The following is a 21339-nucleotide window of genomic DNA, read 5'->3' on the forward strand; positions in this document are numbered from 1 at the left end:
TCACAGGAAAAGGAGCGTCCAGTTTGAAAAAAACAACCTATCAATTACTGATGGACCTCACCCATCAACCGCTGTATACAGCCATTTTGAAGCGTTCAGCAGCCTCTCCGCTGAGCAGATGGCTCATTCCTTCCTTTGCCAAAACGTATCAAATTCCGCTGGCAGAAGCCGAAAAGCCGTGGCGGGATTATGCTTCACTGCAGGAATTTTTCAGCAGACGTCTTCACGAACCGAGGCCGGTGACAGGCATCAGTCAGGCGTGTGCAAGCCCGGTGGATGGGGCCGTGACAGCAGTAGGAACATTGGATGAAGATGTGCAGTTTTCAGTGAAAGGGAAAGTTCATGACATCCAGACGCTGCTTTCTGTATCGGACAGTGTCAGCCGGTACAGCGGAGGCGCTTTTATCGTTCTGTACCTTGCGCCGTCCGACTATCACCGGATCCATGCACCGTTAACCGGATCTGTTGTCCGCCGCTATGCATTAGGGGAGTATTCCGAGCCGGTAAATGACCTGGGTCTCCGGTTCGGTATCCAGCCGCTCGCTTCCAATTACCGGCTGATTACGGAGCTGGAGACAGCTGCCGGACGGTGCGCTGTCGTGAAGGTTGGCGCACTGAATGTCAATACGGTGGAATATACGCACATGGAGGATTCCCTTGTAAAAGGTGGGGAATTTGCCCGCTTTGCGTTCGGCTCCACGGTCATTCTACTGTTTGAGCCGGAGCGGATGAGCTGGAAGGTGAATGAAGGAGATCACGTAAAGCAGGGGGAAACGATCGGCCACTTTAGTAAGAAGCCTGGAGAAAACCGGAATTAGAGCATTGAAAGACCGCTTTCCAGCATAGGGAAGCGGTCTTTCTGTATCCGGTTCAATCCTTTTAAGAACGCTTGTCTTTAGGAGTTTCGCCGGTTTCAATATATTTTTTTAAGTCATCCTGCTTTGTGCGTTCCCACATTTTTGTTCCTTGAATGTAGGCGGTTCTGGAAATCATAAATGCCCCGACCGGTGCGGTCAGAAAGACGAAAATGATTCCGAGAAGAATTTTCCCGATAAAGATGTGCTCCAGTATGAGAAAGAAAAGGAACACGCCGGTTAGAATACCAATAACGCCGAGCGTTGCACTCTTTGTAGCAGCATGAAGACGTCCGTAGACATCCGGAAACCGCAGGATGCCGACACCTCCCACGAGACTAAGCAGTCCGCCGATAAGGAGGAAGATGCTAATCAGTATTTCGATTACCAATGACATTCCCTCCTTCCAGGAATTTCGCGAAGCTCACGGTACTGATAAAAGCGAGAATCGCGATGATCAGCAGCGCCTCGGCATACAGGATGGTTTCCTGTATCAGCATCATGAGGCCGATAAAGCCGATCAGGTTGATCCCGATTGTATCAAGCGCCACGACACGGTCCGCTGCGGAGGGACCGAGAAAAAGGCGGATAACACAGGCGAGAATCGCCAGTGCAAGAAGTACCAGCGTCGTATAAGCAGCGATCATCACCATTATTCGGTCACCTCCCGGATGGCTTTTTCAAACGTATCGTGAATCTCTTTGATGGCCTTTTCTTTATCAGGTACATGAATCGCATGGATAAAAAGGGTGCTGCCATCTTCCGAGAAGTTCATGGTCAGTGTACCAGGCGTAAGTGAAATCAGATTGGCAAGCAGTGTCCTCTCCCAGTCAGACTTCAGTTTCGTCGGCACAGCTATAATTCCAGGCTCGATATCCAGCTTCGGCCGCAGGATAATCTTAATGACATCCCAATTGGCTTCCACCAGCTTGTAGGCGAAGAGGGCCATCAACTTGATAAAGGCCCACACCCGGCGGAAGTAAAAGTCAAAGCGGAGGAAACGACGCAGGAAAAACAGCATCAAAAGACCGACGATGTAGCCGATAATGAACGTCACACCGCTGAAATCATTCTGCAGGAACATCCAGATAAAGGCGATGACGATATTGATCAGAATTTGAAACTGCATGACGTCATTCCTCCAATACGGCGTCGATGTAAATCGACGGATCCAGAATTTCGGCTGCAACACCTTCTGAGAAGACGAAGATCGGTTCTGCAAACAGTCCGAGTGTGATGGTCAGCGCGACAAGCGGAATAATTGGTGCCAGAAGCGGAAGCAGCTTAATGTGCGCATAGTCGCTCCGCTTCAGTGACGGTCCGCCCCAGAAAACGTAGATAAAAATCTTCATCATGGAGAACAGTGTCAACAGACCAACGAGAAGACTGACGGCGACGATGATGTATCTTCCTTCTTCGACACCGGACAGGATGAGCGCAAACTTACTGAAAAATCCGCTGAGCGGCGGTATACCTGCAAGAGAGATGGCGGAAATGAAAAAGAGCCATGCAAGAGCAGGGTGTGTTTTCAAAAGACCGCTCATTTTCTTTAAGTCTGTCGTACCGGTTATTTTCTGTGTCGCACCTGCAAACAGGAAGAGCGCCGATTTCACGATAATATGGTGGGCGATGTAGTAGATAGCGCCGGCAAGTGCAAGCGGCGTAAAAAGACCGAGCCCCATGACCATATAACCGACCTGACTGATAATGTGGTAGGAGAGAATCCGCTTAAAGTCAAACTGGGAAACGGCTCCGAGTACACCGAAGAACATCGTCAGTCCGGCAAGTGCGAGAATAATGTTGTGTGTAAAAGCCGTGTCGTGAACAAAAATCAGCGTAAATGTGCGGATGATCGCATAAATTCCGACTTTTGTCAGCAGTCCGCCGAAAAGGGCTGCAATCGCGGCCGGCGGTCCGTAGTAAGACTTCGGAAGCCAGAAATAGAGCGGGAAGAGCGCGCCCTTCATGCCGAATACGATCAGAAGCAGTATGGCTGCAACGTTAATCACACCCTGCTGCTCCATCTCCGCAACCTGAACAGCGATGTGCGCCATGTTCAGCGTCCCGGTTGCTCCGTAAATAAAGGCGATTGCCACGAGGAACAGGCCGGAAGCGAATACGTTAATGACAACGTATTTATAGGATTCCCGCAGCTGGTAGGGGGTTCCGCCGAAGACAATGAGAATAAATGACGATATCAGCATGACTTCGAAAAAGACGAAAAGGTTAAACAAGTCGCCCGTTAAAAAGGAACCGTTTACTCCTGTCAGCAGGAAAAAGTAAAACGGGTAAAAGAAAAACTTTTCGCGGATACGTGCCATCGTCTGAAACGAAAAGAACAGACAGGCAAGTCCGACGATGCTCGTCAGAAGCACCATCATCGAAGCGAACATGTCTCCGACGAGAACGATTCCAAATGGCGGAGACCAGTTTCCGAGCTCCACCGTTAAAATGCCGCCGGTCGTAATCGTATAAAGCAGCTGAATCGAAATCAGGAGCATAACTGTCATAATGACAGCACTTGACACCCGCTGAATCAGCGGATGGTTACGCAGTAAAATCAGCACCGCCCCCGCGAGAAACGGAACGAGGACGGGCAGTAGTAAAAGGTTACTCATCGGCATTCCCTCGCAATTCTTCTAGGTCATCGGAGTCGTGTGCTTTGTTGGTCTGGTAGGCAAGCACGAGTAGAAACGCCGTGACACCAAAACTGATAACAATCGCTGTCAGAATGAGTGCCTGCGGCAGCGGATCGGTGTAGGCGTCGGCATTTTCCGTCAAGAGAGGCGGAGCACCTTCCTCCAGCCCGGCAAGCGTCAGAATGAGAAGGTGTACGCCGTGGGACAGCATGATAATGCCGAACACCACGCGGAGAATGCTTCGGGTCATTAACAGGTAGACTGCGACGGTAATAATAATCCCGCCGGTTAATATCATCAGTATCTCCATTAAGAAACATCCTCTGCAATAGTTAGTATCGACAGCAGGGCGACGCCGACAACGACAAGAAAGATGCCAAGGTCAAACGGAAGTGCTGTCGTCAGTTCAACTTCGCCCATAAACGGCCACTGGAAGTAGTCAAAGTACTGCGTAAGAAACGGATCACCGAAAACCAGACTGTTCAAGCCGGTCAGGATCGCAATAATCAGACCGAGACCGATCATCTGGGTGTAGTCGATCGGCAGCACTTTTTTGATGCGGTCCATGTCAAACGATACATAGAGAAGCACGAGAGCGCCCGCCATCATCAGACCGCCGATAAATCCTCCGCCCGGCGCATTATGCCCGGCGAAAAACAAATAGACGGAGAAGGATAATATAATGAAGCTGACGATCCGTGTGACCGTATGGAGCATGACAAAGTTCGTCTTCATACATCTTCTCCTCCCCGCATACGAAGTTTAATCATCGTCACAATACCGAGGGCGGCAACACCGAGTACAAGTACTTCAAGGAGCGTATCCAGTCCCCGGAAATCTACAAGGATCACGTTGACCATATTGTAGCCGCCGGCAAGTGTTTTGGAATTTTCTACGAAATAATCAGAGATCGGCGTAATGTCCGCTCCACTCCGGTACGCATGCACAGAAAGAGCTGTCAGCGTAACAAATGTACCGACTGCAATAGAGACCACTGCTTTCGCGCTGGTGGAGAGCAGCCGTTTGGACTCTTTGGTCATTTCCGGCAGATGACGGAAACTTAACAGAATCAGCACAACCATTACCGTTTCAACAAGAAGCTGGGTAAGCGCCAGATCCGGTGCACGCAGAATAACGAACAGCAGCGCGATCAAAAAGCCTACAGCGCCGAGAAGAATCAGGTTCGTCATCCGTCCGGAGACGAATGGCAGTGCAAGTGTACATGCAAGCAGTACACCAGTTACCAGCCAGACGTAGATAGGAATACCGCCCTGGCCTTCCAGACTGATAGCAAGGGCATCATAGCGGAACAGCGTGAAAAGACCGAGTCCGGCAATGAAGACACCCATATAAAGCATGTAGTCCCTCAGACGTCCGGTCATCTGAGCTTTCGTAATATTCTGCGACTGCACGACAAGCTGATCGAGCCCTGTATCATACACAGCATTCAGCGGGTCACGTTCACGCTGGAAGAAGCCGGCACCATAAAGTTTCGGCAGCGTCAGCGCGACAGCAAGACCAAAGAGCACTACACCGATGGTCATCAGTAATTCTGCATTGATACCGTGCCAGTGATAAATATTGACATAAAATTGATCGCCGACGGATGTAAGTCCAGGCAGTATCGACTGCATCGCCGGTTCGATAATCGTGTAGGCGAGCATGTTTGGAAACAGGCCGAACAGGATGACGAGTGAACCGAGCACAATCGGGGAAATGAGAAGGCCCCATGGTGCTTCATGAACATGCTTCTCGTAATTGTCCGGCTTGAAAGCTCCGGTAAATGTACGGAGAAACATCATCATGCTGTAGACAAACGTAAATACGCTGGCAATCCAGGCAAACACTGGAATAATGAACCCGAGCGTCTGCAGATTGAAAATATCGAACGAAGCTGCATTCAAGGATGCAGTAAAGAACAATTCTTTACTTAGAAAGCCGTTAAACGGCGGAAGTCCTGCCATGGCAGCAAGTCCGATAAGGCTGATTGTAAATGTCACCGGCATGATCGTCATCAGTCCACCGAGGAGGCGGACATCACGGGTGCCGGTTTCATGGTCAATAATACCGACCGCCATAAAGAGACTTCCCTTAAAGGTCGCATGGTTAATGAGATGGAAAACAGCAGCCATCGCAGCTGTCACATACATCGTATCCTGATCCACATACTCAAAATGCAGCGCCGCAGATGCCATACCGAGAAGCGACATAATCAAACCGAGCTGACTGACGGTGGAAAAAGCGAGTATACCTTTCAGATCGGTCTGGCGCACAGCGGATATAGATCCCCACGTCAGTGTGACGAGGCCGAAAATGACGAGAATCCAGAACCACTGCTGTGTCAGCCCGAAAATCGGTGTGGTCCGTGCGACAAGGTAGATACCTGCTTTTACCATCGTGGCTGAATGGAGATACGCACTGACCGGAGTCGGTGCTTCCATCGCATCCGGAAGCCAGATATGGAACGGGAACTGCGCAGATTTGGTGAATGCTCCTGCTAGAACGAGCAGCATGGCCGGCAGAATCAGTGGATCCTGAACCATTGTCCCCGCCTGGGAGATCATTTCCTGAATGCTGAACGTGCTGCCGGCGATGACGTAAAGCATGGCGAAACCGGCAAGCATGGCGAAACCGCCGCTTACGGTAATCAGCATGGATTTCTGAGCACCGTACCGTGATTTTTCCTTGTGGAACCAGTACGCGATCAGAAGGGAGGAAGACAGACTTGTCAGCTCCCAGAAGACATAAAGAACAATCAGGTTGTCGGAAAAGACAACCCCGAGCATTGCCCCCATAAACATGAGCAGGTACACATAGAAATTCTGCAGCGGCTCATCTTGTTTATTGGCAATGTAGTAAATTGAATAAAGAACGACGAGCGTTCCAATACCCGTGATCAAAAGCCCGAACAGCAGGCTCAGTCCGTCGATGTAGACGGTGAAGTCAATGCCGAGAGAAGGCACCCACGGGACCGAGTAGATGACCGGCTCCATCCCACCGCCGCCGAACGGAATGTACGTAGCAATATACAAAAACAGCACCAGCGGCAGCGGCAGCAGAAACCAGCCGGTATGTATACTGCGGAACTTGTAATAAAAGAATGGAAGTATCACCGCCATTAGGAATGGCGCGAGTACAACAAAATGGAACAAAGACAAGACGAGTACCTCCCTGCAGTAAATTACTGGCGGATCCGGCTTAGGAGAACGTCGCTTTCCTAAGCCGGATCCAGTCAAGCGTGGGGTGCCTTTCAAAAAGCCCGTGACACAGCGGTAATCACGAGGCAGGCCGTCCAAACATCCGGATGCTGGACGGCCCTTTTCTCTCATCGTGACGAAGCTGTGAGGCACTCTTTCAAAGACATCCCCGCCGCACGGTCCACGTTGATTATAATATAAATCTTGGTCTATTGCATTATTGAGCCATTTCTACGACGGGATTCTCCTGAATAAATAAATATGAAAGAACGCGGAATAATTTTTTTGAAATTTGTTCTTGACAGAGTTCACAGAGAAACGTTTGTGAACGGACAGAATTCGGTGGTATCTGTCTGGCTTCTTTCCTATTAAATGAATCGTCTGCGGAAAACAAGCAGAGACCTGCTGGCTGAAAAAAGGGGTGTTAGACTACAGGAAACAGTGGTAGTAGTAGGATAGATTGCACGGAACCTCCGTTTACGCAGGAAGAGAAATAGTGTATTCTAATTTCAGTCGTCTATTATCCGCTGTTCAGGATAATAACAGGAGAAGGGAGCATACGGATGCTGAAAAAGTTTATTCCGAATCAGTATGTGCCTTCCATCTACGAGATCGATATTCAGGAATTAAAGCGTCTTGGAATTAAAGGTGTGATTACAGACTTGGATAATACGCTCGTGGAGTGGCACAGAAAAGAAGCTACTGAAGAACTGCTTCAGTGGCTTGAAGAACTTTCAGAAGAAGGTTTTGAAGTCGTTATCGTTTCTAATAATAACGAAAAGCGCGTGCATGCATTTGCATCACCGCATAATATTACGTTCATACACAGTGCCAAAAAGCCGTTCAGCAAGGCATTTAAAGCAGCCTGTAAGCTGATGGGGCTGAAACATGGAGAGACGGTCGTTATTGGAGATCAGCTGCTCACCGATATTCTCGGCGGGAACAGGGCCGGTTTTCATACGATACTTGTCGTTCCGGTAGCAGAAACAGACGGAATTTTAACGAAATTTAACCGGTCGATTGAACGGCGGGTTTTTCAGGCAATGAGACGCAGGGGGTTAATAGAATGGGAGAAAAAATAGTCTGCTCCGGATGCGGAGTGGAAATACAGACACAAAATAAACAGGAGATCGGCTATGCGCCGCCGGCAGCACTGGAGCGCGAGGTCGTCATCTGCCAGCGCTGCTACCGGCTGAAGCACTATAATGAAGTACCGGATATCTCGCTTTCAGATGACGATTTTCTGCGTATGCTTAACGAATTGAATACAAAGGATGCCCTTCTCGTTAACATCGTAGACATTGTTGATTTCGACGGAAGCTGGCTGGAGGGACTTCCCCGCTTTGCAGGGAACAACCCGGTACTGCTTTTAGGGAATAAAGCAGATCTGCTTCCAAAATCCGTCAAGAAGAACAAAGTCATCAACTGGATGAAACGCCGGGCGAAGGAGTATGGACTGAAGCCGGTGGAGACGTCCCTCATCAGTGCTTCATCGAAAGATTCCATTGAAGAAGCAGCAGCGCTTATAGACTCGCTCCGCAGAGGAAGAGATGTATATGTTATCGGTACGACCAATGTCGGAAAATCAACGTTTATCAATACACTGATCGACCAGTTTGGTGAAAGTGAGACACCGCGTATTACGACTTCGACTATTCCGGGAACGACGCTTGCCATGATTAACATTCCGCTCGATGAAACCGCCGAGCTTTATGACACGCCGGGAATTATTAATCCGCAGCAGGCTGCCCACTTCGTGACACCGAAAGAATTAAAGCAGATTACACCGCAGCGGGAAATTAAACCGAAAGTGTATCAGCTCTCAGCAGGTCAGACGCTGTTCCTTGCCGGCCTGGGCCGGGTAGATTTCCACGCCGGAGAAGATGCATCATTTATCGTGTATGCGTCGAATGAAATTCCTCTTCACCGCACGAAGACTGAAAAAGCAGATCAGCTTTATGCCGACCATGCCGGTACCATGCTCTCACCGCCTGCAGATGCAGAGACTCTCGGGGGAATGAAGATGCAGGAGTGGCGGATTCCTTCTGAGAAAACGGATATCGTCTTTGCCGGGCTCGGCTGGGTAACGGTTCAGGGAGGTCCTGTTACAGTACGCACCCATGCTCCTGACGGGATCGGAGTTACCATCCGCGAATCGATTATTTAGGAGAGTGATCTGATGAAAATGGCACTTGCTGTGCTGGGGGATCCAATCGCCCACAGTCTTTCCCCTGTTATGCACGAAGCCGCTTTCGCACATCTCGAAATGGATGCAGGGTATCTGCCTCTACGTGTGGAAAAAGAAAATCTTCCGGAGGCGCTTGAAGGATTGAAGGCGCTGAACTTTACCGGAGTAAATGTAACGATTCCGCATAAAGTAGCCGTGATGGAGCTGTTGGATGAAGTCGACGAACGTGCACGGAAAATCGGGGCTGTCAACACGATCCGTCAGGAAGGCGGAAGGCTGTATGGAACCAATACCGATGGAGAAGGCTGGTACCGCTCCCTCGTTCAGGATTATGGAAAAGAACCCCGCGGCGAAGACGTTCTTTTAATTGGAGCCGGAGGTGCGGCACGGGCTGCCGCGCATACACTCCGGGAAAAAGGCTGCGGCAGGCTGGTCATTGCCAACCGGACGCCGGAAAAGGCAGCGCTCCTTGCCGAAGAAACAAACGCAGAAGTCATGACACTGGAGGAAGCTGCTTCGTCTCTGGATCAGTTTCAGCTGCTTGTTCAGTCCACTGCCGCCGGAATGAGCCCAGGGATCGATGTCCGGCCGATTGATACTACCGGGCTTCATCCCGGTATTTTCGTCAGCGACATGATTTATAATCCCTGGAAAACAGCTCTCTTACAGGATGCAGAAAAAGCAGGATGCCGCTTTCAAAACGGTCTTGGTATGTTTGTTCACCAGGGAGCAGCTGCATTTGAATTCTGGTTTGGCCGGACTGCTCCGGCCGAGATTATGGAGAACGCTGTAAAGAACGCATTACGCACTTAACGATATGGAGGAACAACATTTATGCTTACTGGAAAACAAAAACGATACCTTCGAAAAGAAGCCCACAGCCTGAAGCCGATTCTTCAGGTTGGAAAAGGCGGGATAAATGAGAATGTCATTAAACAGGCAGATGATGCGCTGGAAGCTCACGAATTGATTAAAGTAAGCGTGCTTCAGAACAATATGGAGGAGAACGAGAATACGGCAGAACAGCTGACCGCGGGCACAAAGTCCAATCTCGTCCAGATCATCGGAAACACCATTATTCTATACCGTCCTTCCCGGAATAACCGGCAGATTGAACTGCCTGAACGCGGGAGGTGAGAAGGTGCGGATTGGTATTTTAGGCGGCACATTCGACCCGCCGCACATCGGTCACCTCGTCATGGCAGAGGAAGCTCGGATTCAGTGCGGTCTGGATCAAGTCTGGTGGATGCCGAATAAAATTCCGCCGCACAAGGAGCCTGCTTCCGCAGCGGAAAACCATCGTCTCGCGATGGTCGAGCACATGGCTCGACTGTCTCCGTGGTATGAGCTATGCTTGGAGGAAATCAGCACAGAAGGTCCTTCTTATACCGCCAATACAATCACGTCGCTGATGGAGAAGTATCCGGAGCACTCTTTTTCCTTTATTATGGGCGGGGACAGCCTCGAGCATTTTCATCGGTGGAAATCCCCGGAACATTTGAAACAACAGCTCCCATTTATTGTCGTTTCCCGTCCGGATACGAATATTCATGGGGCGGAAGAGGGGTTTTCCAGCCTCAGGATTCTGGAGGATATCGAGCTGCATATTTCAAGCACGGACCTTCGAAACCGGCGCCGTGACGGCCGCTGGAACTCTTTTCTTGTCACGAAAGAAGTGAATGAGTATATAAAGGAGCATCAGCTGTATGTGGACTGAAGCAGAAGCAGCGGCCATCGTCCGGCCGGCACTGAAAAAACGCCGCTATGAACATACGGAACGCGTGGTGGAAACAGCAGATGAGCTGTGCACGCGCTATGGCGGAGACCGCGGAAAAATCCGGCTTGCCTCCTGGCTTCACGACTATGCTAAGTATAGAGAGCCTGAGGAAATGCGTGCACTTGAAGGTCAGGGCACGGTTCCCGAAGGGCTCGGTGGTTTTGGAAATGAACTTCTGCACTCCTTCTGTGGAGCGGAGCTGTTAAAACGCGAGCACGGGCTGGAGGATGAAGCGGTCCTGCAAATGATTGCTTCCCATACTACCGGGCGTGCAGGCATGTCACTGGAAGAAAAAATTGTTTTTCTCGCCGACTATATCGAACCTGGACGGACGTTTGATGGAGCGGAGACTGCAAGAGCAGAAGCGGAATCCAGCCTGGATAAAGCGTGCTGCACAGCACTTGCCCAGACAATCCAATTTTTGACGGCGAAGCGTCTGCCTGTCTATCCCGATACGCTCGCAGCCTACAATGATCTGCTTCCTGGAACGGTCCGTTGAGAAATAATGTATATTGAAAGGATGGTCTTTGAATGACTGGAGAAAAAATGCTGGATATCGCGGTACGAGCCGCGGAGGAAAAAAATGCGAGTCAACTGACAGCACTAAATATGAAAGGTGTCTCATCCATTGCTGATTATTTTGTTATCTGCCACGGAACGTCTGAAACGCAGGTAGAGGCAATCGCAAGGGAAATTAAAGATAAAGCAGAAGAAGCGGGTGTCGATGTGAAGCGTGTGGAAGGCATGAGAGAAGCCAGATGGGTTCTTATTGACCTCGGTGACGTAGTCGTCCACGTCTTTCATAAGGAAGACCGTGACTACTATCAGCTTGAAAAACTCTGGGGAGATGCTCCAGTACTGCGTACAGAAGAGATCACAGGCTGATATGAAGCATTTCGCTTCCATCTACGATGAACTCATGCAGGATGCTCCTTATGATCTGTGGCAGGCGTATGCGCTCCGCTACCTGCCTCCGGGAAGCCGGGTACTTGATCTCGCCTGCGGCACCGGTGAGTTGACTCTCCAGCTCGAAGAGGCGGGCCTCCGGATGGATGGCGTAGATCTCTCTTTCGATATGCTTTCCGAAGCTGAGCAGAAAGCAAGGGCGCGGAACAGCAGGGTGTCGTTTTACCGGCAGGACATGACCGAACTGGAAGGATTTCAGGATCTGGATGGTGTGACGCTTTTCTGCGACGGGCTTAATTACCTGCCGGACGGAGAAGCAGTCAGGAAGGCGTTCTCCCGCGTGTTTGACGCACTCCGTCCCGGCGGAGTGTTCCTTTTCGACGTTCATTCCACCAAAAAGATGGAGGAATTGTTCCAGGATGAACTCTACGGAGAGGACAGAGGAGATCTCGCTTATCTCTGGTTCGCTGAAGCGGGTGAGGTGCCCTACAGTGTCCATCATCAGTTGACGTTCTTTGTCGAAGAAGCGGACGGACGTTTCCGGAGAGAAGAAGAAACACTGATGCAGCGGACCTTTCCTCAGGAAAAGTACATTTCCTGGCTGAAGGACGCCGGCTTTCAACACGCGGAAGTGACAGCAGATTTCGGTCTCGTCCAGCATGCAGAAGAGGCGGACCGCCTCCTTTTTTATGCAAGAAAACCGAATTAATGCTTTACACCGTACGTGTGTTCGTTTATACTGATGGTAACTTCATAATTTAACCAACTTTTCTCAGAACGTATAATAACGAACGATGCTGTCTGCCGGATGACCCGGCAGGCGGCTTTTTTTGTGTAATAAGTCATCATTTGATACCTGGAGGGGAAAAATGGATCGTCTTGTGCTTTTTATAAAAGAGAAGGGATATTATCTGCTCATCCCTGCAGCGCTTCTGCTTCTTTATGTGCTGTTTCCTGCGGGAGAGGAGGACTATGCATCTTTAGACAGGCCGGAAGCGGATGCAGCGGAGGAGAATTCGGAGGAAACAGGTGCAGAGGAAACGGCAGCCGGTAATGCCGCAGTCTACATTCATGGAGAGGTTGTGTCCCCCGGCGTCTATGCAGCAGAGACCGGTGCCAGAGTGGAGGATATCATTCAGCTTGCCGGCGGACTTACTGCAGAAGCAGATGCCGGCAGAATCAACCTGGCTCAGCGCATTCAGGATGAAATGCAGATTACCGTGCCTGCTGCCGGAGAGTCTGAGAGCGGCAGTGAAGAGGGGGAAGAAGCGGATGATGGAGTCGTGATAATAAATCAGGCAGATGAAGCAGCATGGGAATCGCTTCCCGGTATTGGTCCGTCTAAAGCGTCCGCGATCGTCCAGTACCGGGAGGAAAACGGCCCCTTTTCATCGGTGGATGCACTTGTCGATGTTCCCGGGATCGGTGAAAAGACACTCGAGCAGCTCCGGCCCTCACTCAGGCATCCGTGAACCGGTTGACGGAACGGCACGGGCATTCTACACTGGTTAAAACAGCATCCCCAGGATGGCCAGGGAGGAAATAACGTGGAACGAATTGCATGGCACCAGTATTTTATGGCCCAGAGCCACCTGCTTGCTCTACGGAGCACCTGTACCCGGCTGATGGTCGGCGCAACAATAGTGAGAGATAAACGTATCATAGCCGGAGGATACAACGGTTCTATTTCCGGTGGAAGCCACTGCTCAGAGGAAGGCTGCTATCTCGTGGACGGCCACTGCGTCCGGACCATTCATGCAGAAGTAAATGCCATCATGCAGTGCGCTAAGTTCGGTGTTGCGACGGATGGAGCGGAAATGTACGTCACCCACTTTCCATGTTTAAACTGCTGTAAATCGATCATTCAGGCAGGTATAAAAAAGCTCTATTACGCTGCTGATTATAAAAACCATCCTTTTGCAGAAAATTTATTCCAGGAAGCGGGAGTCGAGACCGAACAGGTGGAACTGGAAGAGATGATGATGGACACAAACCCTTCAGAAAAGCGTGCGTTTGCAGAAGAAATGATTTCGCTGTTGGAAGAAGAAGGCGTGGAAAAGAAAAAGCTGGACGAAGCGAGAAAAAAAGCAGAACGTTTATTTCAGGTCGTTCTGCAGCGGTAAATCGGAAATAGTAAGGATACATCCCGGCTTAGTAAAGGAGCGGATAGGATGTATCCTTTTTTTTATGCATTTACCGGGTCTCTGGCCGCCTCGTGGGCCTGGCATCAGCCGCAACCTGCAGCCTTCCTCATTCTCGGAGCCGTTCTGCTCCTGCCATGCCGGTGGGCGTTTTTAGCAGGAGCTCTATTATGGACTGCAGTCTGCTGGCTGGATGAAGCACCTCCTGAAAAAGTGCCTGAAACGTTGACGGGCTACGTTTCAGGTGTGCCGAAAGAGTATTCCTTTCTCCTCGATACCGAAACCGGCCGGTTCCGCATAATATCTGATGTGGAACCGGAGCCGGGAGCCTACTGCACGATAGAAGGCGCCGAATCAACAGAAGCTGAGCCGCAGGCTCCTTATGGGTACAACCAGGCAGCCGCAGACAGGAGGGACGGTGTCTCGGGGGCTGTATTCACGAGCGCCGCGGACTGCAGCGGCGGGGGCAGAGGCGTGAATGCATTCCGTGCGTTCCGCTTGAATGCGCTGGAAGCTCTGGGCGGCAGTCGTCCGGAGGCATGGGTGAAGGCGTTGATCTATGGATCGAGAGAAAGCATAGATGCTGAAGAGCTTAACCGCTACCAGCAGTTCGGTGTTATTCACCTCCTGGCAGTCTCCGGTATGCATGTCGGTCTTCTTACCGGCATGTTCTGGTTTATTCTGCTTCGTATCGGTTTTACAAAACAGACAGCGGCACTCGCAGCAGTTATGTTTCTGCCGGTTTATATTATATTGGCCGGCGAAGCGCCATCTGTCATAAGGGCAGGCTCTATGGCGGCAGCTGCAGCCTTGATCTACCTGTTTGCAGGCAGAAAATTTGATGGAATGGATCTTCTCGGCGCTGCCGGAATCGGCATGCTCTGCTTTGAACCGTTTCTGGTGACATCTGTCGGCTTTCAGCTCTCCTTTTTGACAAGTGCTGTTCTTCTGCTATCCCGCCCCTTTTTTAAAGAGAAAGGGCCTCTAAAAACACTGATTCTTGTTTCTGTCACGGCACAGGCAGGTGCGCTGCCTGTATATTTATACCATTTTTATGAAATTCCACTTTTATCCGCTGCAGCAAACCTTTTGTTCGTGCCGGCAGTGGGGCTTGTGCTGCTGCCGTTCTCAGCTGTCTCTGCGCTGCTTCCGCCGGCAGGGCCTGTTCTGTTTCCGGTTATGGAAGCGGTGCTCCATTCTCTGACAATTTGGCTGGATCTTCTGGAGAGGATTCCAGGAACGATGTGGACGATCGGTTTTCCGGGGCTTCTGGCTCCGGTATCCGCAGCTGCGGTGGTATTTGTCTTCCAAACCTTTCAACGTCAAAAGATTCGGGTGCTGTCTCTTGTGCTGTTATTCATTATCTTGACAGCGGGGATGATCCGGCCATGGGATAATAACCTGTACATTCATTTTCTGGATGTGGGTCAGGGAGATGCCGTTTTCATTGAGGATAGAGAGAGCGGAAAAAACTATCTGGTGGATACCGGAGGAAGAGTGCGCTACGGGGGAGACGAACCCGAACTGGATGATACATACTGCCACAGAAATACCGCCCCGTTTTTGAAAGGCCGGGGTGCCGCTGTGCTTCATGGAGTTATCATTACGCATGACCACGTGGACCACTACGGAAGTCTCCGCTGCTTAAGCAGACTCGTTCGGATCGATGCGTTGTACATACCGGAGGCTCCGGCGGGGGCATTTCTTTCTGAAATGACGGCTGAAATGGCAGGAGAGGGGACAGCTGTTTATCCCGTGGATAAAGACATGCAGGCCGGGCTGCTTCAGCTGCTGCCACCTGACAGACTGTTTGAGAATGTAAATAACCAATCCATCCTTACACTGATTCAGCATAAAGGCAAACGTGTGCTGCTGACCGGAGATATTGAGGAAGAAGCAGAAGCCGCTCTTGTCGAAGCCGGAAGAATTCCGGAAGTCGACGTGTTGAAGGCAGCCCATCACGGCAGCAGTTCTTCCTCCACAAAAGGCTTTCTTGACGCAGCACTGCCAGAAGCTGTGGTTATTTCAGCCGGCAGGGATAACCGGTACGGCCATCCGGATGAGGAAGTTCTCCGGCGCTTTTTTGAGAGAGGGATTACGGTCTACCGCACGGATGAATCGGGAACCCTCACGCTCCAGCTGGATGAACAGCTGGAGTTCCAGGGATACAGCAGGAAGCCTGCGATGTATGAACAATTTCTCCAGTGAAGCAGCTGCAGCTTCACTGGAGAATAAAAAATGGTCCTGAACGTGAAGAAAAACCACACAGAGCCCGCCTGGCCTTAAAAGAACAGTGAGGTTTATTGAATGGGTTACTGCTTTCTGCCTGAACCTGCGCCGTACGCTTTTTGGAGGGAGTTCGCAAAGCGGAGAAGCTATATCAATAGAAAGTAACGATGAAATTAACAATAGTTTTAACTGCTGCAGTTCTTGACGTACCTATGTAAAACAGCATTCAGATTTTATACATTCTTTCTATAAAAAAGACTGTCTGCAGCTGCAGACAGTCCGCCCTTCCGGGAAGCGCACGTTTTAGAAAAATAGATCCACAGCCTGCGCTACCGAGAAAATGAGCATAAAAAATACAAAGGAAGCCACAAACCCGATGCCGCTGTCGATCGCATCGTTGCGGTTGGACTGTACGTCCTTTTCGAACTCATTCATCGAAATCCCTCCTATCTTCCATCAGTATAATCGATGAACCGAGAAAAATCCACACTCATCCTCATCTGTGCCGAAAAAGTAAAAAACGAGGGCGGCCGCCAGCCTGATGCTCTTCCAAACGGAATCCTCACGCTGTCTGATTCCACTGAAAAAAACACGGAATCTCTGGGGCTGCTCCCGTGTGAAACGAAATATGTGGTATGCTGGAGAAAGAATGAGCTGCATTGATTATAACGTTCAGAAACAGGGAGGATAACAGGGTATGTCATACCTGGAAAGGGTCAAAGAGTTGAAACGCGGCGAAATTAAACCACTTTATCTGCTTTACGGGACGGAGTCTTACTTGGTGGAGGATATTACTCAGCGTATCATCCGGAACTCGCTGGAACAGGGTGAGGAGGAAATGAACCTCATTCGTCTGGATATGGAGGAGACACCGGTTGATCTCGCAGTGGAAGAGGCCTACACATTTCCTTTTTTTGGAGCGAGAAAAGTTGTTATTTTAAAAAATGCTTATTTCCTGACCGGGCAGAAACGAAAAGAACAGGTAGAGCACACGGTACAGAAGCTGGCTGATTACGCAGCATCACCGTCGGAGGAGACTGTACTCATTGTCCAGGTCCCGGCAGAAAAACCGGATGAGCGGAAAAAAGCAGTGAAGCTCCTGCGGAAGCACGGCGCTGTTCTCGATGCTTCGCCGCTTCAGGAAAGCGAACTTCAGCGATGGATGACAAGCCGCGTGGAAGAAGAAGGAGCCTCCCTGGGTCAGGGAGCAGCACAGCGCCTTCTGGAACTGGCAGGAACCAACCTGCTCGTGCTGTCATCCGAATTGAATAAGCTTGCGATAAGAGCTGGGGACGGACCGATCGAGCGGCGCCATGTAGAAGAACTTACAGCAAGGTCACTTGAGCAGGATATTTTTGCACTTGTTGATGCCGTCGTGAAGCAGGATGTGACAACAGCTGTACGCATCTATCATGATTTGTTGAAACAAAAAGAATCGCCGCTGAAAATCACAGCACTGATGGTACGCCAGTTCCGGATCCTTTATCAGGTCAAGCAGCTTATGCAGCAGGGATACGGAGAAAAAATGATCGCTTCCAGGCTGAAGCTGCATCCTTACCCGGTAAAGCTGGCAGCCAGGCAGGCCCGATCGTTTGAAAGCAGCTACCTCCTGCGCATTCTTGATGAACTCGCTGAGCTGGATTTCCGGATAAAAACAGGTGGGGTAGAGGAACAGTTTGGAGTGGAGTGGTTTCTTTTATCCAGAAACCGCAGAGAAGCAGGGCTCTGAGAGGAAAGGCACGCGTCTGTTTAACGAAGCGATTTTGACAGTAAAAAACCGCTCCGGTCATGACCGGAGCGGAACTTGCGTCTTATGCAGACAGAGAATCCAGAGATTTCTGCAGCTTCGACTTTCTGCGGGCAGCTGCATTTTTGTGCATCAGCCCTTTGTTTACTGCTTTGTCGATCTTGCTGGTCGCTTCCACGAACAGTTCGTTCGCTTTTGCTGTATCCTTTTCTTCTACTTTTGCGTAGAAGCCTTTAATGGAGTTACGCAGGTCGGATTTGAACGCAAAATTCTTTTTACGTGAAATTTCGTTTACGATAACACGCTTTTTTGCAGATTTAATGTTAGCCAATGGTGTCACCTCCTTGTATTCAGCGGTGTCCGCTCGCTGATTTGCAACACTATGGATTTTATCAAATGCGTTTTAGAAAAGCAATAAGATTTTACCTGCTGACTGTCATTGAATCCTTATGCTGCTTGTTGCTATAATGGGGAGCGGTGTACGTTCGGAAGCAGGAATAGGAGTGAATTGGACCGATGAAACCAGAAGATAGAATTAAACGAAGAGACCGAATCCGTAATTTTTCGATCATTGCCCATATTGACCACGGCAAATCGACGCTTGCTGACCGGATTTTAGAAAAAACGAGTGCATTGACCCAGCGGGAGATGCAGGACCAGATGCTCGATGCAATGGATCTGGAGCGTGAACGTGGAATTACGATTAAATTAAATGCAGTCCAGCTGACTTATACAGCAAAAGACGGGGAAGAGTACATTTTCCATTTGATTGACACACCGGGGCATGTCGATTTTGCCTATGAAGTCTCCCGCAGCCTTGCGGCATGTGAAGGGGCGCTTCTGATCGTCGATGCAGCACAGGGAATTGAGGCACAGACACTTGCGAATGTCTACCTTGCCCTTGATAATGATCTGGAAATCATCCCGATTATTAACAAAATTGATCTGCCGGGTGCTGAACCGGACCGTGTACGTCAGGAAGTAGAAGACGTCATCGGCCTTCCGGGAGAGGACTGCATTCCGGCTTCTGCTAAAGACGGCGTCGGAATTGATGAAATTATCGAATCCATTGTGGAAAAAATACCGGCACCACAGGGTGATCCGGAGGCACCGCTGAAAGCGATGATCTTCGATTCACTCTACGATCCATACCGCGGCGTTATCGTCTATGTCCGTATTATGGAGGGGACGGTAAAGCCAAAACAGAAAATCCGCATGATGGCAAACGGCAAGGAATTTGAAGTCGCGGAGCTCGGAGTGTTTACGCCGAAGCCGACACCGAAAGATGAGCTGACTGTCGGCGACGTCGGTTTTATGATTGCAAACATCAAGCAGGTCGGAGACAGCCAGGTAGGGGATACGATTACTCATGCGGCTAAACCGACACCAGAGCCGCTTCCCGGCTACCGTAAACTGAATCCGATGGTTTTCTGCGGATTGTATCCGGTGGACACGAACGACTACAACGGCCTCCGGGAAGCGCTGGAAAAACTGGAACTGAATGATTCGTCTCTGCAGTTTGAGGCAGAAACGTCGCAGGCGCTCGGATTCGGGTTCCGCTGCGGTTTTCTCGGTCTTCTGCATATGGAAATTATTCAGGAGCGGATCGAGCGGGAATTTAATATTGATCTCATCACGACTGCGCCAAGTGTTATTTACGGGGTCACGCTGACAGATGGTACGGAACTGGAGATTGATAATCCGTCTGAAATGCCGGATGCGCAGACGGTGGACCATATCCGTGAACCATACGTCAAAGCAGAGGTTATGGTGCCGAATGAATACGTTGGGCCTGTGATGGAATTGTGCCAGAAAAAGCGCGGGGATTATGTTGACATGAAATACCTGGATGAAAACCGGGTGAACATTGTTTACAACATTCCGCTTTCAGAGATCGTCTATGATTTCTTTGATACGCTGAAGTCCAGTACGAAGGGCTACGCCTCGTTCGATTACGAGCTGATCGGCTACAAAGAAAGCAACCTGGTAAAAATGGATATTCTCTTAAACGGAGAAAAAATCGACGCCCTTTCGATCATTGTCCACCGCGACAGCGCCTATGACCGCGGAAAGCATATAGCAGAAAAACTGAAGAATCTGATCCCGCGTCAGCAGTTCGAAGTGCCTGTACAGGCAAGTATCGGTCAGAAAGTCGTGGCCCGCTCCACGATCAAAGCGATGCGTAAAAACGTACTTGCTAAATGTTACGGCGGGGATGTATCCCGTAAGCGGAAGCTTCTGGAAAAACAGAAAGAAGGAAAGAAGCGGATGAAGAGCGTAGGGAACGTAGAAGTACCCCAGGAAGCGTTCATGTCCGTTCTTAGTATGGATGATAACAAATAAGCTATAGTTTTGGGCAGGTCCGGCTTCAGGCCGGGCCTCCCTTTCTGTTTGTTTGATAACGAAAGGAGCATCATCAGATGAGAAGATCGCTTTATCTGCATGTACCGTTCTGCGGGCAGATCTGCCACTACTGCGATTTCAATAAATTTTTTCTGCACAACCAGCCGGTGGACCGGTATGTTCAGGCAGTGGAGAAAGAGTTGAAAGAAACGGCAGAAGCCCTGCCGCCTCCGGATCCGATCGAAACGATTTATGTCGGCGGGGGAACACCGACAGCAGTGACGCCTGAGCAGCTGAGGAAAATGCTCCGCGCTGTAAGGACGTATTTCCCTGTATCCAACGAAGTGGAATTCACCGTGGAAGTCAACCCGGGAAGTGCGGATGCCTCCATGATGCGCATGTTGAAAGAAGAAGGGGTGAACCGGCTCAGTATCGGAGCCCAGACGTTTGATGAAGGACTTTTACGCGCAATCAACCGGGATCATAAAGCGGGTCAGGTGGAAGAAACGATTCATCTGGCGCGGGAGCACGGACTGACGAATTTGTCTATTGACCTTATGTTTGGTCTACCGACACAGACGATGGGGCAGTGGAAGGATACACTGAAAAGGGCAGTGTCCCTCCCAATCACCCATATCAGTGCCTATGCTTTGAAGGTTGAGCCGAAAACAGTATTTTATCAAATGGAAAAACGGGGTCAGCTCGTACTTCCAACGGTGGAGCTGGAAGCCGATATGTATGAGGAGCTGAAGCAGGCCGCAGCAGATGCCGGCATGACTCAGTACGAAATCAGCAATTTCGCAGCTGAAGGGTTCGAGAGTATGCACAACCTGGCGTACTGGAATAATGATGAATACTATGGAATCGGCGCCGGCGCCCACAGCTATACAGACAGCATCCGCCGCCGGAATTTCGGACCGCTTCCGCAGTATTTAAAAGCAGTGGAAACCGGCAGTCTGCCTTACCTCGAACAGCATACCGTGCCGGTTCAGGAAAAAATGGAAGAAGAAATGTTTATGGGGCTCCGGAAACGGTTAGGAGTATCGAGGAAACAATTTCAGCATCGGTACAACCGCAGCATCGGCGAGGTGTTCCCGGGCGTTGTTGAAGCATTGACCAGCCGGGGCCTCCTCGCTTCAAACGGTGACCGTCTTTTCTTGACGGAAGAAGGAAAACTTCTCGGAAACGACGTATTTGAACAATTTCTTCTTGCAGCAGATCCGGTGCCGGCAGAAGAAGAGAATTAAATTCATTCCGTTGACAACATCGCCGCTCCTTTGGTACTTTATATATTAGATTTAGCACTCGGATAACAAGA

The 21339-nt window shown here is 50.1% G+C and carries 24 protein-coding genes; 15 read left to right on the forward strand and 9 right to left on the reverse strand.

The genetic code is table 11. The annotated features are described in order from the left end of the window. The first annotated feature begins 23 nt into the window (after positions 1 to 23). Complete coding sequence (gene asd, locus C6I21_RS11475; RefSeq protein ID WP_105959623.1) at positions 24 to 818, forward strand: archaetidylserine decarboxylase; 795 nt, start codon at positions 24 to 26, stop codon at positions 816 to 818. Positions 819 to 879: 61 nt separating this feature from the next. On the opposite strand, the gene mnhG is transcribed toward asd, so the two are convergent. Genes mnhG through C6I21_RS11510 form a run of 7 tightly spaced genes read right to left on the reverse strand, consistent with a single transcriptional unit; the run spans position 880 to position 6651 of the window. Beyond that, the gene (mnhG, locus tag C6I21_RS11480; protein WP_105959624.1) at positions 880 to 1251 is read right to left on the reverse strand and encodes a monovalent cation/H(+) antiporter subunit G; all 372 of its coding nucleotides are present in this window, start codon (positions 1249 to 1251) and stop codon (positions 880 to 882) included. Continuing rightward, on the reverse strand, positions 1223 to 1507 hold the full coding sequence (locus C6I21_RS11485) for a Na(+)/H(+) antiporter subunit F1 (RefSeq protein WP_105959625.1): 285 nt from the start codon (positions 1505 to 1507) through the stop codon (positions 1223 to 1225). The genes mnhG and C6I21_RS11485 overlap by 29 nt, the downstream gene beginning before the upstream one ends. Continuing rightward, positions 1507 to 1983 (reverse strand): Na+/H+ antiporter subunit E, encoded by a 477-nt coding sequence (locus C6I21_RS11490; protein WP_105959626.1) that lies wholly within the window; start codon positions 1981 to 1983, stop codon positions 1507 to 1509. The genes C6I21_RS11485 and C6I21_RS11490 overlap by 1 nt, the downstream gene beginning before the upstream one ends. Positions 1984 to 1987: 4 nt before the next feature. Then, a complete protein-coding gene (locus tag C6I21_RS11495) occupies positions 1988 to 3472 on the reverse strand; it encodes a Na+/H+ antiporter subunit D (protein WP_105959706.1) in 1485 nt (494 codons plus the stop codon). Beyond that, on the reverse strand, positions 3465 to 3803 hold the full coding sequence (locus C6I21_RS11500; RefSeq protein WP_105959627.1) for a Na(+)/H(+) antiporter subunit C: 339 nt from the start codon (positions 3801 to 3803) through the stop codon (positions 3465 to 3467). The genes C6I21_RS11495 and C6I21_RS11500 overlap by 8 nt, the downstream gene beginning before the upstream one ends. Further along, complete coding sequence (locus C6I21_RS11505) at positions 3803 to 4228, reverse strand: Na(+)/H(+) antiporter subunit B (protein WP_105959628.1); 426 nt, start codon at positions 4226 to 4228, stop codon at positions 3803 to 3805. The genes C6I21_RS11500 and C6I21_RS11505 overlap by 1 nt, the downstream gene beginning before the upstream one ends. After that, a complete protein-coding gene (locus C6I21_RS11510) occupies positions 4225 to 6651 on the reverse strand; it encodes a Na+/H+ antiporter subunit A (RefSeq protein WP_105959629.1) in 2427 nt (808 codons plus the stop codon). Before C6I21_RS11510 ends, C6I21_RS11505 begins: the two co-directional genes overlap by 4 nt. Positions 6652 to 7247: 596 nt before the next feature. Here C6I21_RS11510 and C6I21_RS11515 point away from each other — a divergent pair. The 11 genes from C6I21_RS11515 to C6I21_RS11565 all read left to right on the forward strand — a co-directional run bounded on the left by C6I21_RS11515 (position 7248) and on the right by C6I21_RS11565 (position 15910). Next, complete coding sequence (locus C6I21_RS11515; protein WP_280953453.1) at positions 7248 to 7772, forward strand: YqeG family HAD IIIA-type phosphatase; 525 nt, start codon at positions 7248 to 7250, stop codon at positions 7770 to 7772. Then, positions 7757 to 8857, forward strand: coding sequence for a ribosome biogenesis GTPase YqeH (gene yqeH, locus C6I21_RS11520; RefSeq protein ID WP_105959631.1), 1101 nt, complete (start codon positions 7757 to 7759; stop codon positions 8855 to 8857). Before C6I21_RS11515 ends, yqeH begins: the two co-directional genes overlap by 16 nt. Before the next feature lie 12 nt (positions 8858 to 8869). Next, positions 8870 to 9691 carry a shikimate dehydrogenase gene (gene aroE / locus C6I21_RS11525; RefSeq protein ID WP_105959632.1) on the forward strand — a complete coding sequence of 274 codons (822 nt, stop codon included), beginning with the start codon at positions 8870 to 8872 and terminating at the stop codon, positions 9689 to 9691. A gap of 21 nt (positions 9692 to 9712) precedes the next feature. Next, positions 9713 to 10015, forward strand: coding sequence for a ribosome assembly RNA-binding protein YhbY (gene yhbY / locus C6I21_RS11530; RefSeq protein ID WP_105959633.1), 303 nt, complete (start codon positions 9713 to 9715; stop codon positions 10013 to 10015). A 4-nt stretch (positions 10016 to 10019) separates the two neighbouring features. Continuing rightward, positions 10020 to 10595, forward strand: coding sequence for a nicotinate (nicotinamide) nucleotide adenylyltransferase (nadD, locus tag C6I21_RS11535; protein ID WP_105959634.1), 576 nt, complete (start codon positions 10020 to 10022; stop codon positions 10593 to 10595). Continuing rightward, positions 10585 to 11154, forward strand: a complete 570-nt coding sequence (yqeK, locus tag C6I21_RS11540; RefSeq protein WP_105959635.1) for a bis(5'-nucleosyl)-tetraphosphatase (symmetrical) YqeK — start codon at positions 10585 to 10587, stop codon at positions 11152 to 11154. Before nadD ends, yqeK begins: the two co-directional genes overlap by 11 nt. A gap of 32 nt (positions 11155 to 11186) precedes the next feature. Beyond that, positions 11187 to 11540 (forward strand): ribosome silencing factor, encoded by a 354-nt coding sequence (gene rsfS, locus C6I21_RS11545; RefSeq protein WP_105959636.1) that lies wholly within the window; start codon positions 11187 to 11189, stop codon positions 11538 to 11540. A 1-nt stretch (position 11541) separates the two neighbouring features. Then, positions 11542 to 12270, forward strand: a complete 729-nt coding sequence (locus tag C6I21_RS11550) for a class I SAM-dependent DNA methyltransferase (protein WP_105959637.1) — start codon at positions 11542 to 11544, stop codon at positions 12268 to 12270. A 160-nt stretch (positions 12271 to 12430) separates the two neighbouring features. Next, positions 12431 to 13033 carry a helix-hairpin-helix domain-containing protein gene (locus C6I21_RS11555; RefSeq protein WP_105959638.1) on the forward strand — a complete coding sequence of 201 codons (603 nt, stop codon included), beginning with the start codon at positions 12431 to 12433 and terminating at the stop codon, positions 13031 to 13033. Positions 13034 to 13108: 75 nt separating this feature from the next. Then, complete coding sequence (locus tag C6I21_RS11560) at positions 13109 to 13684, forward strand: ComE operon protein 2 (protein ID WP_105959639.1); 576 nt, start codon at positions 13109 to 13111, stop codon at positions 13682 to 13684. Between the two features lie 48 nt (positions 13685 to 13732). Then, positions 13733 to 15910, forward strand: coding sequence for a DNA internalization-related competence protein ComEC/Rec2 (locus C6I21_RS11565; protein ID WP_105959640.1), 2178 nt, complete (start codon positions 13733 to 13735; stop codon positions 15908 to 15910). Between the two features lie 324 nt (positions 15911 to 16234). Here the strand turns inward: C6I21_RS11565 and C6I21_RS11570 are convergent, their stop codons facing one another. Then, entirely contained in the window at positions 16235 to 16366 is a 132-nt protein-coding gene (locus C6I21_RS11570; protein ID WP_105959641.1) for a YqzM family protein, read from the reverse strand. A 262-nt stretch (positions 16367 to 16628) separates the two neighbouring features. On the opposite strand from C6I21_RS11570, the gene holA reads away from it, so the two are divergent. Then, positions 16629 to 17660, forward strand: coding sequence for a DNA polymerase III subunit delta (gene holA, locus C6I21_RS11580; protein ID WP_105959643.1), 1032 nt, complete (start codon positions 16629 to 16631; stop codon positions 17658 to 17660). An 82-nt stretch (positions 17661 to 17742) separates the two neighbouring features. Here the strand turns inward: holA and rpsT are convergent, their stop codons facing one another. Next, on the reverse strand, positions 17743 to 18009 hold the full coding sequence (rpsT, locus tag C6I21_RS11585; RefSeq protein WP_105959644.1) for a 30S ribosomal protein S20: 267 nt from the start codon (positions 18007 to 18009) through the stop codon (positions 17743 to 17745). A 185-nt stretch (positions 18010 to 18194) separates the two neighbouring features. Here rpsT and lepA point away from each other — a divergent pair, with 185 nt between their 5' ends. Both lepA and hemW read left to right on the forward strand, forming a co-directional pair. Then, the gene (lepA, locus tag C6I21_RS11590; protein ID WP_105959645.1) at positions 18195 to 20021 is read left to right on the forward strand and encodes a translation elongation factor 4; all 1827 of its coding nucleotides are present in this window, start codon (positions 18195 to 18197) and stop codon (positions 20019 to 20021) included. Positions 20022 to 20098: 77 nt separating this feature from the next. Next, positions 20099 to 21268, forward strand: a complete 1170-nt coding sequence (gene hemW, locus C6I21_RS11595) for a radical SAM family heme chaperone HemW (protein WP_105959646.1) — start codon at positions 20099 to 20101, stop codon at positions 21266 to 21268. Positions 21269 to 21339 lie beyond the last annotated feature (71 nt).

This window comes from Alkalicoccus urumqiensis, from assembly GCF_002993335.1.
Taxonomy (GTDB): Bacteria; Bacillota; Bacilli; order Bacillales; family Salisediminibacteriaceae; genus Alkalicoccus; species Alkalicoccus urumqiensis.

Bases quoted from the DNA above. Each gene is read 5' to 3' on its own strand.
- C6I21_RS11505 (WP_105959628.1), bottom strand. From the start codon at position 4,228: ATGAAGACGAACTTTGTCATGCTCCATACGGTCACACGGATCGTCAGC.
- C6I21_RS11485 (WP_105959625.1), bottom strand. From the start codon at position 1,507: ATGGTGATGATCGCTGCTTATACGACGCTGGTACTTCTTGCACTGGCG.
- holA (WP_105959643.1), top strand. From the start codon at position 16,629: ATGTCATACCTGGAAAGGGTCAAAGAGTTGAAACGCGGCGAAATTAAA.
- hemW (WP_105959646.1), top strand. From the start codon at position 20,099: ATGAGAAGATCGCTTTATCTGCATGTACCGTTCTGCGGGCAGATCTGC.
- C6I21_RS11495 (WP_105959706.1), bottom strand. From the start codon at position 3,472: ATGAGTAACCTTTTACTACTGCCCGTCCTCGTTCCGTTTCTCGCGGGG.
- C6I21_RS11565 (WP_105959640.1), top strand. From the start codon at position 13,733: ATGTATCCTTTTTTTTATGCATTTACCGGGTCTCTGGCCGCCTCGTGG.
- mnhG (WP_105959624.1), bottom strand. From the start codon at position 1,251: ATGTCATTGGTAATCGAAATACTGATTAGCATCTTCCTCCTTATCGGC.
- C6I21_RS11570 (WP_105959641.1), bottom strand. From the start codon at position 16,366: ATGAATGAGTTCGAAAAGGACGTACAGTCCAACCGCAACGATGCGATC.
- C6I21_RS11550 (WP_105959637.1), top strand. From the start codon at position 11,542: ATGAAGCATTTCGCTTCCATCTACGATGAACTCATGCAGGATGCTCCT.
- C6I21_RS11490 (WP_105959626.1), bottom strand. From the start codon at position 1,983: ATGCAGTTTCAAATTCTGATCAATATCGTCATCGCCTTTATCTGGATG.
- lepA (WP_105959645.1), top strand. From the start codon at position 18,195: ATGAAACCAGAAGATAGAATTAAACGAAGAGACCGAATCCGTAATTTT.
- rsfS (WP_105959636.1), top strand. From the start codon at position 11,187: ATGACTGGAGAAAAAATGCTGGATATCGCGGTACGAGCCGCGGAGGAA.
- yqeK (WP_105959635.1), top strand. From the start codon at position 10,585: ATGTGGACTGAAGCAGAAGCAGCGGCCATCGTCCGGCCGGCACTGAAA.
- C6I21_RS11555 (WP_105959638.1), top strand. From the start codon at position 12,431: ATGGATCGTCTTGTGCTTTTTATAAAAGAGAAGGGATATTATCTGCTC.
- C6I21_RS11500 (WP_105959627.1), bottom strand. From the start codon at position 3,803: ATGGAGATACTGATGATATTAACCGGCGGGATTATTATTACCGTCGCA.
- yhbY (WP_105959633.1), top strand. From the start codon at position 9,713: ATGCTTACTGGAAAACAAAAACGATACCTTCGAAAAGAAGCCCACAGC.
- yqeH (WP_105959631.1), top strand. From the start codon at position 7,757: ATGGGAGAAAAAATAGTCTGCTCCGGATGCGGAGTGGAAATACAGACA.
- aroE (WP_105959632.1), top strand. From the start codon at position 8,870: ATGAAAATGGCACTTGCTGTGCTGGGGGATCCAATCGCCCACAGTCTT.